Annotated in this window: 8 protein-coding genes; 5 read left to right on the top strand and 3 right to left on the bottom strand. The window is 73.0% G+C overall.

All coding sequences use genetic code 11. From position 1 onward, the window contains the following. The first annotated feature begins 74 nt into the window (after positions 1-74). The 3 genes from eccB to AB0G01_RS07390 all read left to right on the top strand — a co-directional run bounded on the left by eccB (position 75) and on the right by AB0G01_RS07390 (position 3,263). The gene (eccB, locus tag AB0G01_RS07400) at positions 75-1,709 is read left to right on the top strand and encodes a type VII secretion protein EccB (protein ID WP_360940722.1); all 1,635 of its coding nucleotides are present in this window, start codon (positions 75-77) and stop codon (positions 1,707-1,709) included. Between the two features lie 61 nt (positions 1,710-1,770). Continuing rightward, positions 1,771-2,121 (top strand): hypothetical protein, encoded by a 351-nt coding sequence (locus AB0G01_RS07395; RefSeq protein WP_360940721.1) that lies wholly within the window; start codon positions 1,771-1,773, stop codon positions 2,119-2,121. 5 nt (positions 2,122-2,126) lie between these two features. After that, complete coding sequence (locus AB0G01_RS07390) at positions 2,127-3,263, top strand: hypothetical protein (RefSeq protein ID WP_360940719.1); 1,137 nt, start codon at positions 2,127-2,129, stop codon at positions 3,261-3,263. A gap of 22 nt (positions 3,264-3,285) precedes the next feature. Here the strand turns inward: AB0G01_RS07390 and mycP are convergent, their stop codons facing one another. Next, positions 3,286-4,719, bottom strand: a complete 1,434-nt coding sequence (gene mycP / locus AB0G01_RS07385) for a type VII secretion-associated serine protease mycosin (RefSeq protein ID WP_360940717.1) — start codon at positions 4,717-4,719, stop codon at positions 3,286-3,288. Positions 4,720-4,724: 5 nt separating this feature from the next. Continuing rightward, the gene (eccD, locus tag AB0G01_RS07380; protein WP_360940715.1) at positions 4,725-6,119 is read right to left on the bottom strand and encodes a type VII secretion integral membrane protein EccD; all 1,395 of its coding nucleotides are present in this window, start codon (positions 6,117-6,119) and stop codon (positions 4,725-4,727) included. A gap of 254 nt (positions 6,120-6,373) precedes the next feature. On the opposite strand from eccD, the gene eccCa reads away from it, so the two are divergent. Then, entirely contained in the window at positions 6,374-10,381 is a 4,008-nt protein-coding gene (gene eccCa / locus AB0G01_RS07375) for a type VII secretion protein EccCa (RefSeq protein WP_360940713.1), read from the top strand. Positions 10,382-10,768: 387 nt separating this feature from the next. Next, positions 10,769-13,474, top strand: a complete 2,706-nt coding sequence (locus tag AB0G01_RS07370; protein ID WP_360940711.1) for a BTAD domain-containing putative transcriptional regulator — start codon at positions 10,769-10,771, stop codon at positions 13,472-13,474. Here AB0G01_RS07370 and AB0G01_RS07365 read toward each other — a convergent pair. Continuing rightward, entirely contained in the window at positions 13,420-14,097 is a 678-nt protein-coding gene (locus AB0G01_RS07365; RefSeq protein WP_360940709.1) for a hypothetical protein, read from the bottom strand. The two genes, AB0G01_RS07370 and AB0G01_RS07365, sit on opposite strands and share 55 nt — an antisense overlap. Positions 14,098-14,370: the final 273 nt, after the last annotated feature.

Below are 14,370 nucleotides of genomic sequence, written 5' to 3'. Positions count from 1 at the left end.
AACCCGCACACGCGCCACCCGCCGTCCGGCTATCGTGCAGACCGTACCGCGACTGGGAGAGCAGCGAGCCTCGAATGGCATCAACACCCACCACCAAGTCACAGGTCCAGGCGTACCGCTTCGTGCTGCGCCGGATGCAATCCGCCCTGGTGCGCCGGGACGCGGTGATGCTGCACGACCCCATGCGCACGCACTCGCGGGCGACGGCGGTGGGCGTCATCCTCGGGGTGATCGGCCTGATCGGCTTCCTGGTGTTCGGCTTCTTCTCGCCGGACCCGAGGATCGACGGCGACACGCAGATCGCGATCAGCAAGGAGACCGGGCAGGTCTACGTGGTCCGCCAGGACCCCCAGCAGTTGATCCCGATGACGAACCTGGCCTCGGCGCGGCTGCTGATCCTCAACCGGCAGAACCCGGACAAGGCGCAGGGCGCGGTGGGCGGCGGCGACGCGCAGGCCGGTGCGGTCGACGCCGGGCCGCAGGTCGCGGGCGGCGAGCCGAAGCTGGTCAGCGAGAAGGCCCTCGCGAAGCTGCCCAAGGGCCGGTTGACCGGCATCCCGGACGGCCCGGACGTGCTGCCCGCCAAGACCGAGGACCGGATCGGTCCGGAGTGGTCGGTGTGCGACACGCTCGACCTGGACGAGACGCTGAACAACCCCACCGCCAAGGGCAAGTTCGAGACCACGGTGCTCGCGGGCATGAGCGGCGGCCGGCTGCTGGACGGCAACAAGGCGCTGCTGGTCCGCACCGGCACCGACGACAAGCAGGCGTACCTGATCTACAAGGCCCCGGTGAACTCGAAGATCACCTCGACCTCGACCGTGCGGGCCAAGGTGGACCTGACCAAGGCGGACGTGCAGACCGCGCTGAACCTGCGCGGCAAGACGGTCCGCGCGATCAGCTCCGGCCTGCTCAACGCGATCCCCGAGGCGAAGCCGCTGCGCGCGCCGGAAATCCCCGGCCTCGGCGAGCCGGTCACCTACCTGAGCGGGGTGAACCTGGAGGTCGGCGACGTCATCGAGGTCGTCCGCACGGGTGCCGACCCGGTGTTCTACGTGGCGCTCAAGGACGCGTTGCAGGAGATCAGCCGCGCGGCCGGCGACCTGATCCGCGCCGCCTACGCGCAGGGCGCGGACGCGAAGCGGGTCGACATCGCCCGCATCGACACCCGCAAGCCCGCGCAGCCGCTGGACTTCCTCGACTACCCGACCGAGGTCCCGGACGTGCTGGAGCCCAACCAGAACAACCGGGTGGTGTGCCTGAACTGGCGTGCCGAGAACCCCAACGCGGACAACCGGTCCCAGCACACGCAGGTGACCATCGCGCCCGCGCTGCCGGTGCCCGGTGACGCGGTCGCGGTGGACATCAACCAGGTCGGCGCGACCGGCGAGGTGGTCGGCAAGTTCATGATGGCGTCCGGGAAGTCGGCCGTGGTGCGGTCGGCGACGTCCACCCAGGACTTCCGCAGCGGACCCATCCACCTGATCTCCGGGCGGGGTGTGAAGTACGGCATCCCGGACACGGTGGTCAGCGGGGCGCTCGGGCTGGGCGACCAGTTCACCCCGGGACCCGAGTCGATCCTGCGGCTGCTGCCCAACGGCCCGCAGCTCAACCGGACCGACGCGGTGCGGAGCTGGGACTCCATCCCGGTGCCGAAGGACCTCGGCCAGTTGCCCGAGGCCCAGGAGAAGAAGGCTGCCGGCGGCTGAGTCGCCCGTCCGGCGGAACCGCCGCGACCCGGACGCCGTCCGAACGGGAGGAGGTGTCCGGGTGAACGAGGTGTCACGACCGTCCACCCCGGCGCGGACCGGCCGGATCGCGGTCGACGCGCGCTGGGTCGAGCTGTACGCGAAGCGGGTGGACGAGGCGGCCGAGGAGCTGGCCCGCGCCCGCACCGGGCTGCGGGTCGAGCCCGTGCGCCCGCAGAGCTTCGGCGAGCTCGGCCGCGCGCTGCGCAGCGCGGAGTCCTACGGCCGCGCCGCCGCGCTGCTCAACCAGCAGTTGGACCGGGCCTGCGAGGTGCTGACCTCGGCGGCGCACGGGCTGCACGCGGTGGCCGAGCACTACGGCTCCCAGGAGGACGAGGCCGTCGCGCTGATCAAGAACGCGGACCGGCGGTAGGGGGCGTGGTGCGGGGCAGGGACGGGCGGCAGATCGCCGCCGAGGTCGGGCCGGAACTGGACTACCTGTCCGGGATCAGCCGCCGGCTCGGCGTGCTGGACCTGGTCGAGGAGTACTTCACGCCGGTCGTCGGGTCGTGGAACGACCTGCACGACGAGGCCGAGCGGTGGCGCGCGGCGGGCCTGGTCGCCGAGCACGTGACGCGCGACCTGACCAAGCCGCTGGGGAAGCTGGACTCGGCGTGGCAGGGCAGGGACGCGGACTCGTTCGTGGCGCACATGCAGACCGTGGGACTGGCCGGGCACGACATGTCCGACGCGATGCACGCCATGGGCGACGCGCTGGACCTGACCGCCGACGGCATCCGGGACATCGTCTCGGACATGTCGCGGGTGTTCGCCGAGGCCGCCGACACCGTGTCGAGCGCGGCGGCGCTGCCGCTGGACGGCGACCGGCGGGTGATCGAGGCGCTGGACGAGCTGCGGGGCCCGGCGAAGGAGCTCTACGAGTCCGTCCGGGACGTCCTGGAGGCGTTCCTCAAGCTGTGCGACGGCGTGTCCGGGTCGGCGGACTTCGCCGAGGTCACGATGGAGCACCGGTACCCGGAGCGGAACTGGTCGTTCACCGAGCCTCAGGCCGCCGGCGCGCCGGCGGCGGTCACGAGCGGTGGCGGTGGTGGTGGCGGCGACGCACCCAAGCCCGGAGACGCGCCCAAGCCCGCCGCCGGTGGCGGTGGCGGCGGTGGAATTCCCGGTGGCGGCGGTGGTGGAACCCCCGGTGGCGGTGGCGGAACCCCTGGTGGGGGCGGTGTCGGAGGCGGTGGTGTCGGGGGCGGCGGGAGTGTGCCCGCGAGCTCGACGCCCGAGCCGCAGCTCGCTCCCGGCGGGGCCGCCATGGTCCAGGAGCCCCGCCCGTCCGAGGCCGCGTCCAGGCCCGTCGCGGCGGGCGGCGGCGGTCCGGCGTCCGGCGCGGCCGGTGGCGGGATGGTGGGCGGCGGGATGATGGGCGGCGGCATGGCCGGTGCCGGCGGCCAGCAGGGCGGGGACAAGGAGCACAAGTCCAAGGTCCGCATCGCCGGCTCCGCCGAGGAGCTGTTCGGCAAGCCCAAGAAGACCGCGCCCCAGGTCGTCGGCGAGGACTGAGCTCGGCCCGTCCCGCGTCGGCTCAGCCGATGCCGCGCTTGACCGGCGTCGCCCGGCGGGCCCGGTTGCGGTTGACCGTGTGGACGGTGAACAGCGTGAGCAGCAGCAGGGTCACGCCCGCGCCCGTCCCGGACAGCGCCACGATCAGCGGCGTGTGGTCCGGCGGGTCCATCGGGCCGAGGTCGGTCATGAGCTGGGGCGGGGTGTCCTGCCGGCGGCCCTCCTCGGAGGGCAGCTCCGCGGTGAGCGCGGCCACCGGGTTGATCATGCCCGCGCCGACCTTGTGGTCCCGGCCGCCCGGGTTGCCGGGGTGCTGCGCGGTGGCCTTGATCCGGTCCATCACCTGGCGCGCGTCGAGGTCGGGGAAGCGCTGGCGGACCAGGGCCACCACCCCGGCCACGTACGGCGACGCGTAGCTGGTGCCCTGGATGCGGCTGGGCGTGCCGCGCTCGTCGACGTGGACGTTGGCCAGTCCCTGACCGGCCGGGTCCAGCGTGGTGATCTCCTCGCCCGGCGCGGCCACGCTGATCCACGGGCCCCACACCGAGAAGTTCGAGACGACGCCGTTCTGGCTCATCGACGCCACCGACAGCACGTTGTCCGCGTACCAGGGCGGCGACGCGACGACGTTGACCGCGTCGGTGTCCTGGTTGTCGTTCTGGATGCTGCAACCCTTGCCGTCGGTGCCCATGTTGCCCGCCGCCGTCACGATCACGGCGTCCTTCTCGTTCACCGCCCAGTGGATCGCGGCCTGGAGCTCGCGCTCCTGCTCGCTCGGCTCGTGCGGCTGCTCGCAGGAGGTCAGCGAGATGTTGATGACCTGGGCCCCGGCCGTCGCGGCGGCCACGATGGCCTCCGCCAGGGTGCGCACCTTGCCCGCCGAGGACCGGTTGTCCACCTTGGCCGGGTCTTCGTACTTGAAGTGGTCGCTGGTCTGGCGGTAGGCGATGATCTCCGCCTCGGGTGCCGCGCCGATGAACCCGGTCTGCTCGTCCCGGCTGGCCGCCGCCACGCCCGCCACCTCGGTGCCGTGGCCGTCGCAGTCGGTGGTGCCGCGCTTCTCCGTCTCCACGTAGTCGCCGCCGGCGGTCACCCGGCCCTTGAGCCGGGGGTGCTCGGCGTTGACTCCGGTGTCGATGACGGCCAGCTTCACGCCCGCGCCGGTGGCGAAGCGGTGCGCCTCCTCCAGGCGCAACTGCATCTGGCCCCACGGCTTGTTCGGGATCGGCTGGTTGCCGGTGTTGGACTGGAAGCAGAGCTTGCTCGGCGTGTAGTTCACGTCCTCGGCCGGTGCCTTGAACGGCTTGAGGTACTTGCCGAGGTCGACCGGCGGCGGGACCGAGTTCGGCCGCGCCGGCGCGGTGGACGTCGGCTGCTGGGCGTACGCGCCGGGCGCGGACACCAGGACCAGCGCGACGGCTGCCGCGGCGGCGAGGGCGCGTGCGGTGCGGTCCACGGCGGTCAGGCCGGGATCAACTGGCGCATGGCGACGTAGAGGTCCATCACGGCGAGCGCCAGCGGCAGCACCGCGGCGATCAGGATGGCCTCCAGCACGTCCACCGTGCGGCGCAGCACCGGCGAGAACTTCTGGTTGGGGAAGATCACGCCGAGCACCAGCGCGCCCGCGCCGACCACCACGAGGGTGCCGAACACGAACAGCAGCCGGTTCGCGGCGCTCGACTCGACCAGCCAGCCGATCAGCACGCCCGTGCCGGCCACCATGCCGGACACCAGCAGCGCCACGGCCTGCGCGCCGTTGGCGTAGGCCCGGCCGCGCAGCAGCAGCACCAGGGCCACCACGACCGCCAGGATCGGGCCGAAGACGGTGCCGTCGCCGGCGGCGATCACCGAGAACACCGCGGCGATGCCGCCGCAGCCGATGATCATGCCCGTCAGGTACTCGTGGGCGTTCGCGGTGCGCCGCTCGATCACCGCGTACTCCGGGAAGCCGGTGTCCTCCTTGAGGTCCTCGGCACTGCCCGGCACGGTCGGCAGCGGCAGCTTCGCCAACTGGATGGTGAGCCGGGGCAGCGCGGAGAGCATCGCCAGCGACACCGCCGCGGTCGCCGCCGCGATCCCGACCACCGGGTGGTCGACGAAGATCCCGATCAGGAACGCCAGGCCGCTCAGCGCGCCCGCCGTGGCCGCCGCGATGAACACCGTGATGCCGCGCCCGATGAGCAGGATCGCGGCGGACGCGAAGATCAGCACCAGCACGCTGGCCAGCAGCAGGTTCGGCCGCCCGATCTCGCCCGGCACGGTGTAGAGGCCGGCCACGTAGGCCATCGGCAGGCCGCCCGCCGCGGCGATCAGCACGCCCGTGCCGGTCGCGTCGTAGGACCGCGCGATGACCGCGCCGGCCGCCAGCGCCACGACGGCCGTCGCGCCCGCGCAGATCGCCGGCCACAGGCCGCTGCCGCCGACCAGCGGACCGGAGAGCAGGACCGCCACGGCGGCCGTGATCAGGGCCAACGCGCCGGCGAGGTGGCCGTAGCGGCGGGCGGTGTCCTTCGTCCACGGGCGGAAGCTGTCCGGATCGGACTCCGCGATCGCGTCCACCACGTCGTCGTAGAGCGGGGGCGGCGGGTTCTCGTTCCGCTTGCGGAGCTGGAGCAGCTCGCCGTCCACCACGCCCAGCGAGGCCAGCGTGCGGCTCGGGTCGAGCGGGCTGTCGCCCAGCTTCGCCAACGTCCAGCCGCCGTGCCGCACGCCGCCGTCCGGAGTGGCCTCCTTGGCCATGTCCAGCAGCATCGGCAGCAGGTCGGCCACCGCGACGTCGGCCGGCAACGCGACGTCGATACGCGTTCGCGGCGCAACCACCGTCACCCGGCTGAACACCGTCGTACCGGTCGCCACCAGCGCCCCCTAGGTCCTGTTGCTCGTGTGCTTGTGGGCCGCGTCGACCTTATTCGTCCGCGCGGGGGCCCACCGGGCGGCCCCAATTATGGACGCAACGGGTGTTCCGGCAGGGCGGTTCGGCAGAACACGTCCCACGACGATTTTCCCGGACCCACCGCCGCCGGTTCCGGCGATGCGCCATAGTGTCGGTTGCGACTGGTGGGCGCACCCCCGCGTGCGTTGGTTCGAGAGTGTGAAGAGGTGCCTGTCAGGTGAGCACGTTGCAGTTCAAGCGCACGGCACGCCTCGCCGCTCCCCGTCCGCCGGGCGGCGAGGTCCACCTCGAACCGCCGCCCGAGGTGCCCCGGGTCATCCCCGGCAACGTGATGATGAAGGCGATGCCGGCCGTCATGATCGTGTCATCCGTCGGGATGATGGTCTTGATGTTCAGCTACAGCAACAAGAACCCCGCCGCGATGATCATGCCGGGCATGATGATGATCTCCACCATCGGCATGATGGCGGGCGGCATGGGTTCCGGGAAGGGCCAGAAGAAGGCCGAGATGAACGAGGACCGCAAGGACTACCTGCGGTACCTCGGCCAGATGCGGGACCGCGCCCGCGAGGCGGCCAACGAGCAGCGCGCCGAGCGCGAGTGGGTGCACCCGGACCCGCAGATGCTGTGGTCGCTGGCCACCACCCGCCGGATGTGGGAACGCCGGCAGAACGACCCGGACTTCTGCCACCTGCGCGCGGGCCGGGGCTCGCAGCGGCTGGCCACCCGCCTGGTGCCGCCGCAGACCGGCCCGGTGGAGGAGCTGGAGCCCATCGCGACGCTGGCGCTGCGCCGGTTCGTGCGCGCCCACTCGCTGGTCCCCGAACTGCCGATCTCGATCGCGCTGCGCGGCTTCGCCGCCGTCGGCCTGCTCGGCGAGATCGAGGTCAAGCGCGGCCTGGCCCGCGCGCTGCTGGCGCAGATGGCCACCTTCCACTCCCCGGACGACCTGCTGATCGCGGTCGTCACGACCGGCCGCACCAAGGCCCAGTGGGAGTGGCTGAAGTGGCTGCCGCACGTGCAGCACCCGAACATCGTGGACGGCATCGGCCAGATGCGGATGATGGCCGGCTCGCTGACCGAGGTCGAGCAGATGCTCGACGAGCAGTTGCGCGACCGGCAGCGGTTCACCCGCAACGCGCCGCCGCCCGCCGACCAGCCGCACATCGTGATCGTGATCGACGACGGCGACGTCACCCGGGAAGAGCAGATCATCCTGGAGGAGGGCCTGGTCGGCGTCACGCTGCTGGACCTGTCCGAGTCGCTGGGCAACCTGACCGCGCGGCGCGGCCTGCGGCTGGTCATCGAGGACGGCAAGCTGGGCGCGCGCAGCGCCGGCGGCGTCGAGTGGTTCGGCGGGCCGGACTGGCTCAGCGTCGTCGAGGCGGAGGCGCTGGCCCGGCGGATCGCGCCGTACCGGGTCGGTGGCGTGGACGCGGGCGGCAGCGACGAGGACCCGCTGTCGATGTCCAACAACCCGCCGCTGGTCGAGTTCCTGGGCCTCCAGGGCGACCCGCTGACCTTCGACGTGCAGCAGGCGTGGCGGCCCCGGCCGGTGCGCGACCGCTACCGGGTGCCCTTCGGCATCGGCGAGTTCGGCCAGCAGGTCGAGCTGGACATCAAGGAAGCGGCCATGGAGGGCATGGGCCCGCACGGCCTGTGCATCGGCGCGACCGGCTCCGGCAAGTCGGAGTTCCTGCGCACGCTGGTGCTGGGCCTGCTGGCCACGCACTCCTCGACGTCGCTGAACATGATCCTGGTCGACTTCAAGGGCGGTGCGACGTTCCTCGGCCTGGACAAGGCCCCGCACGTCGCCGCGACCATCACCAACCTGGCGGGCGACCTGACCCTGGTCGACCGGATGAAGGACGCCATCGCGGGCGAGGTGTCGCGCCGCCAGGAGGTGCTCGCCAAGGGCAACTACAAGAACGTCTGGGACTACGAGAAGGCCCGCGAGAACGGGGCCGACCTCGACCCGCTGCCGGCGCTGTTCATCTGCATCGACGAGTTCTCCGAGATGCTGACGGCCAAGCCGGACTTCATCGACATCTTCCTCCAGATCGGCCGCGTCGGCCGGTCGCTCCAGATGCACATGCTGCTCGCCTCGCAGCGCCTCGAAGAGGGCAAGTTGCGCGGTCTGGACACCTTCCTGTCCTACCGGATCGGTCTGAAGACGTTCTCCGCCGCCGAGTCGCGGGCCGCGATCGGCGTGCCGGACGCGTACGAGCTGCCGCCCATCCCGGGTTCGGGGTACCTGGGCGTGCAGGGTTCGCCGCTGACCCGGTTCAAGGCGCTGTACGTGTCCGGTCCGTACCGGCCCGCCGGCATCCAGGTGGCCGGCCCGTCGGCCGTGGTGTCCAGCGACAAGCGACCGCGCTTCTTCGTGCCGGACTACGTCGAGGTCCCCAAGGAGCCGGTGAAGCCGGTCGAGCCGACCAAGCAGGAGAAGCCGGAGAAGCAGGACAGCAACGAGCCCAGCGAGCTGGAGGTCATCGTCGAGCGGCTGGTGGGCCAGGGGCCCCCGGCGCACGAGGTGTGGCTGCCGCCGCTGAACGAGCCGCCGTCGCTGGACACGCTGCTGCCGCCGCTCCAGCCGACCGAGGACCGGGGGCTGACCTCGCCGGGGTTCTTCTCCAACGGCAAGCTCCAGGTCCCGCTGGGCGTGGTCGACAAGCCGTTCGAGCAGCGCCGCGACCTGCTGTGGGCGGACTTCTCCGGTGCGGCCGGCCACGGTGCGATCGTGGGCGGTCCGCAGTCGGGCAAGTCGATGATGCTGCGGAGCATGATCACGTCGATGGCGCTGACGCACACCCCCGAAGAGGTGCAGTTCTACTGCCTGGACCTCGGTGGCGGCACGCTCGCGTCGCTGGAGAAGCTGCCGCACGTGGGTGGCTTCGCGTCGCGGTTGGACGTGGACAAGGCGCGCCGGATGGTGGCCGAGCTGAGCGGTCTGATCGCGGAGCGCGAGCTCCGGTTCCGGGCGCAGGGCATCGACTCGATGGTGGAGTTCCGCAACCGGCGGCGGCGCGGCGAGATCCGGGACGACGACTTCGGTGACGCGTTCCTGGTGGTCGACGGCTGGATGAACTTCCGGCAGGAGTTCGAGGTGCTGGAGCCGCAGGTCCAGGCGCTGGCGGCGCAGGGCCTGTCCTACGGCGTGCACGTGATCGTGGCCGCCAACCGCTGGGCGGAGATCCGGCCCGCGATGAAGGACCTGCTCGGCACCCGGTTCGAGCTGCGGCTGGGCGACCCGTCGGAGTCCGACGTGGACCGCAAGGTCGCGATCAACATCCCGGCCGGCCGGCCGGGTCGCGGCCTGTCGCCGCAGAAGCTGCACTTCCTCACCGCGCTGCCGCGCATCGACGCGTCCTCGGACCCGGAGTCGGCGGCGGCGGGCGTGCAGGACATGATCGCCAAGGTGTCCGCCGCGTGGCGCGGCCGGCGCGCCCCGCAGGTCAGGCTGCTGCCCGACCTGCTCCAGTACGGCGACTTCATGGGCCAGGTCCAGCAGTTCAAGCCCAACCGGGGGCACCTGGTGCCGGTCGGCGTCAACGAGGACGAGCTGGCACCGGTCTACCTGGACTTCGACGCCGACCCGCACTTCATGTGCCTGGCCGACGGCGAGTCGGGCAAGACCAACCTGCTGCGCACGATCGTGCGCGGGATCATGACCGGCTACACCTCCTCCGAGGCGCTGATCATGCTGGTCGACTACCGGCGCACCATGCTCGGCTTCATCGACTCCGACCACCTGCTGGCCTACGCGGTGTCGTCGGCGCAGCTCACCGACATGGTCAAGGACGTGCGCGGCTCGATGACCGGCCGGCTGCCCGGCCCGGACGTCACCCAGGAGCAGTTGAAGAACCGCTCCTGGTGGAAGGGCCCCGAGCTGTTCGTCATCGTGGACGACTACGACCTGGTCGCCCCGCAGGGCGCGCAGAACCCGCTGCAACCGCTGGCCGAGTTCATCCCGCAGGCCAAGGACGTGGGCCTGCACGTCATCGCGGTCCGCCGGATGGGTGGCGCGTCGCGCGCCATGTACGACCCGATCCTGGGCAAGCTCAAGGAGATCTCGGCCCCGATCATGGTCGGCTCCGGCTCGAAGGAGGAGGGCGCGATCGTGGGCAACCTCAAGCCGTCGCCGCAGCCGCCCGGCCGGGGCACGCTGGTCACCCGCAAGTCCGGCCAGCAGCGCATCCAGGTCGCCTGGATCCAGCCGGACTGACCCCCGGACGCGTGGCAGGCCCCGCCCGCCCGGCGGGGCCTTCCGCACGTCCGGGGTCCGCGAGTGGTTCGGCGCGGGACCCGGCGGTGGCTCGCGGATGTCCGAACGGGGGAGAGTTCGACATCCGCGAGCCGGGGTGCTCACCGCGGCGGTGCTGGGGCGCGTCACCCCCCTGGGTACGACGCGCCTCGACCTGACCCGGGCGGACCGCGGCACCCCCCTCGGTGCCGACCGCCTCGTGACCTCCCGGGCCCTGGGGAACACGGTGGGCGGGACCCAGCCTGGCGCGGCCCGCTCACACTCGGCTCACACCGGGCTCTCATTCGATTGAGCGAACCGCCCGGACGCGGTTGGGTGGTGATCCACGTTCTCCGGGGGGAATCGGTCATGGCTGAGTTCAGAGTTCTCGGGCCGCTGGAGGTCTGGGACCGGAACGGGCCGGTGCGGCTGCCGTCGGGCCGGGCGCGGGTGCTGCTCGCGGCGCTGCTGCTCAACGCCGACCGGGTCGTACCGGTGGACGTGCTGGTCGAGCTGCTGTGGGACGGCGGTCCGCCGACCCCGGGGCGGGCCAAGGCGACCCTCCAGATGGTGGTCACCCGGCTGCGGCAGTCGCTGGCCGGCGTGGACGTGGTGCGCACCGCCGGGCGCGGCTACCTGGCCCGGGTCGAGCCGGGCCAGTTGGACCTGCACGTGTTCCGCGAACTGGTGCGCGAGGGGCGGTTCTCCGAAGGGTTGGCGCTGTGGCGGGGCGCGCCGCTGGCCGACGTCCGGTCCGACCTGCTGCACCGCGACCACGTCGCGCCGCTGGAGGAGGAGTGGTCGGCCGCCCTGGAGCGCCGGGTGGACGCGGACCTGGCGGCCGGCGAGGCGGAGTCGCTGGTGGGCGAGCTGCGGAAGCTGGTGGACCGGTACCCGACGCGGGAGCGGTTCTGGGGGCAGTTGATGACCGCGCTGTACCGCGCGGACCGGCAGGCCGAGGCGCTGGCCGCGTACGGGGAGGTCCGGGCGCTGCTCGCGGAGGAGATGGGGGTCGACCCCGGCCGCCGGCTGCGTGAGGTCCACGAGGGGATCGTGGCCCAGCGGGACGCCGTGCGGGTGGTGCGGCGCGGTCCGGACGTGGTGCCGCGCCAACTGCCGCCGGACGTCGGCACGTTCACCGGGCGCGCGGCCGACCTGGCCCGGCTGGACGAGCTGGCGGGCCGGGACGGGCCGGTGGTGGCGGTGGTCTCCGGCACCGCCGGGGTCGGCAAGACCTCGCTCGCGGTGCACTGGGCGCACCGGGTGGCGGCCTCCTACCCGGACGGCCAGCTCTTCGTGGACCTGCGGGGCTTCGACGAGCGGTCGCCCCTGGGGCCCGCGCAGGTGCTGCCGCTGCTCCTGCGCGCGCTCGGCTCCGACTCGCCGGACACCCCCGAGGAGCAGGTCGCCCGCTACCGCTCGCTGTCCTCGGGCCGCCGGATGCTGGTGGTGCTGGACAACGCGAGCTCCACCGAGCAGGTCCGGCCGCTGCTGCCCGCCGCGCCGGGGTGCGTGACGGTGGTCACGTCCCGCGACGAGCTGCGCGGGCTGACCGCGCTGGACGACGCCGTGCCGACCCGGCTCGGCGTGCTGGCCCCCGGCGAGGCGGGCGACCTGCTCACCCGGTTGGTCGGGACGCGCTGCGCGGTCGAGCCGGCGGCGCTGGCCGAGCTCGCCGGGCTGTGCGCGTACCTGCCGCTGGCCCTGCGGGTGGCCGCCGCGAACATCGACCACGACAGCACGATCGCCGGGTACGTGGCGGCGCTGCGCACCGGGGACCGGCTGACCGAGCTGGCCATCGACGGCGACCGCCGGGCCGCCGTGCGGGTCACGTTCGGGCTGTCCTACGACCGCCTGGACCCGGCCGCGCAACGGCTGTTCCGACTGCTGTCGCTGATCCCCGGCGAGGACCACGGCCCGGCTGCCGCCGCCGCCGTCGCGGGCCTGCCGCCGGCCGAGGCGGGCCGGCTGCTGAACCGGCTCGCCGCCGCGCACCTGCTGGAACGCCGGGCGGGCCGCTACACGTGCCACGACCTGCTGCGGCTGCACGCCCGCGAGCGGTGCGAGGCCGAGGACAGCCGGGCCGAGCGGGACCGGGCCGTGCGCCGGCTGCTGGACCACTTCCTGCACGCCGCCGACCGCGCGTACCGCGCGATGACCGCGGACCGGCCCGCGCTGCCGCTGGTCGAGCCGTCGTTCCCGCCGGACCTGCCCGCCTTCGCCGACCGGCGGGCCGGGCTGGCGTGGTTCGACGAGGAGTTCACCGGGCTGGTCGCGCTGGTCGACCTGGCGGTCGAGCACGGGCTGTGCGCGCACGCCTGGCAGCTTCCGACCGCGATGTGGGGCGTGCTGGTGCTGCGCGGCAACCTGGTGGAGTGGGAGCGGCTGAGCCGGATCGCGCTGGCGGCGGCCCGGCGCTGCGCGGACCCCTACGGCGAGGCGCTGTCGGTGAACACCCTGGGCAGCATCCGCAAGTTCCGCGGCGACCTGGTGGACGCCCTGGAGCACCTGGGCGAGGCGCTGCGCATCCGGGAGCGCATCGGCCACACCCCGGGCGTGGCCACCACGCTGGACGAGACCGCGAACGTGCTGTCGCGGCTGGGACGGCTGGACGAGGCGCTGGAGCTGCACGACCGGGTGGTGGCGCTGCGCCGGGTGCACGGCGGCACGGGGGAGGCGACCGCGCTGAACAACCGCGCGCTCACCCTGGGTCGCAGCGGCCGGTACGCCGAGGCGCTGGCCGACTGCCGGGCGGCGATCGACCTGGTGACCCGCACGGGTGACCAGACGCACGTCGGCGCGATGCGCGAGACGCTCGGCCGGATCCAACTGCGGTCCGGTGACCACGCCGCCGCGCGGGAGACGTTCCGGCGGGTCGTGGAGCTCGGCGAGGTCCAGGCGGACCGGCGGTCGGTGGTCCAGGCGCTGCTCGGGCTGGCCGACGCGCACCGGCACTTCGGCGAGCCCGACCACGAGTCGCGGAGCCTGCGGAGGGCCCTGGAGATCGCCGAGCGGTTGGACTACGAGGAGGCGCAGCGCATCCGGGACAGGCTGGCGGAGTCGGCGGAGCGGTGAGAGCCGAGTCGGCGGAGACCGATGTTGAGGGAACGGGCGGAGGTGTCGGGTGCCCGGCCGTGCGGGACGCACACGCCGTCGAACAGCACGGGGCCGCGGTAGCCCCGCACGCCGCCCGGTCCGGCGATGAGGGTGGTGCCCGCCGGGTCCAGCGGCACCACCAGGCGCAGGTCGCCGAACCGGCGGGAGTCGAGCCGGAACCCGACGCCCTCGACGTCGTCGCGGGCGAAGTACAGCCGCAACCGGGGGCTGACCCGCAGGCCCGTGGTGGCCGCGACCAGCGCGGGCAGGTCCCAGCCCCGGACCTCGGTCAGGGTGCCGTCGCCGATGTGGGCGTACCGCGCGCCGTCGCCGTCGCGGCCGTAGCGGTCCAGCATGCGGTCGGCGTCGGCGCGGATCGCGGTGGTGTCGGGCACCGGCAGCGGCACCGGCAGGTCCAGCAGCCGGTCACCGCCGAGCATCCCGGCCAGCAGTCGCAGGTCGTGGTCGGCGGGCGTGTCGGGCACGGGCAGGTGGCGCACGGAAGCCACGTCGCGCAGCGCGTCGGTCCACCGGGCGGCGTGCCGGAGGGCGCTCTCGCCGGTCAGCGCGTGCGGGCCGGGTAACACCTCGATCGCGGACATGGTCGCTCCGTTCGGCCCGGGAGGCGGGAGGAGGCTCAGGGGTTCGCCGCGCCCCGCCTCCGGGCATCGTTCAGTCCATTATGTGAACTGCCGGCAATAGACCACCCCCGCATCGGGTCGTCGTGTGACGGAGGAGGCCGGCGCGGGCCCCTCCGGAGACGAGGTTGGCCGGGGGCGCTCACACCTCTGTCACACTGTGCTCACCATGCGTGACCTAACGTGGTGACGGGGCGGCGTGGGATCGGTCGTGCGGAGGCGGGACGGGTGCGACCG

This window comes from Actinosynnema sp. NPDC023587, assembly GCF_040640215.1.
GTDB lineage: Bacteria > Actinomycetota > Actinomycetes > Mycobacteriales > Pseudonocardiaceae > Actinosynnema.
Note: the sequence above shows the minus strand (reverse complement) of the source record. Positions and strands in the feature narration are given on the sequence as shown.

Bases quoted from the DNA above. Each gene is read 5' to 3' on its own strand.
- eccB (WP_360940722.1), top strand. From the start codon at position 75: ATGGCATCAACACCCACCACCAAGTCACAGGTCCAGGCGTACCGCTTC.
- AB0G01_RS07370 (WP_360940711.1), top strand. From the start codon at position 10,769: ATGGCTGAGTTCAGAGTTCTCGGGCCGCTGGAGGTCTGGGACCGGAAC.
- AB0G01_RS07365 (WP_360940709.1), bottom strand. From the start codon at position 14,097: ATGTCCGCGATCGAGGTGTTACCCGGCCCGCACGCGCTGACCGGCGAG.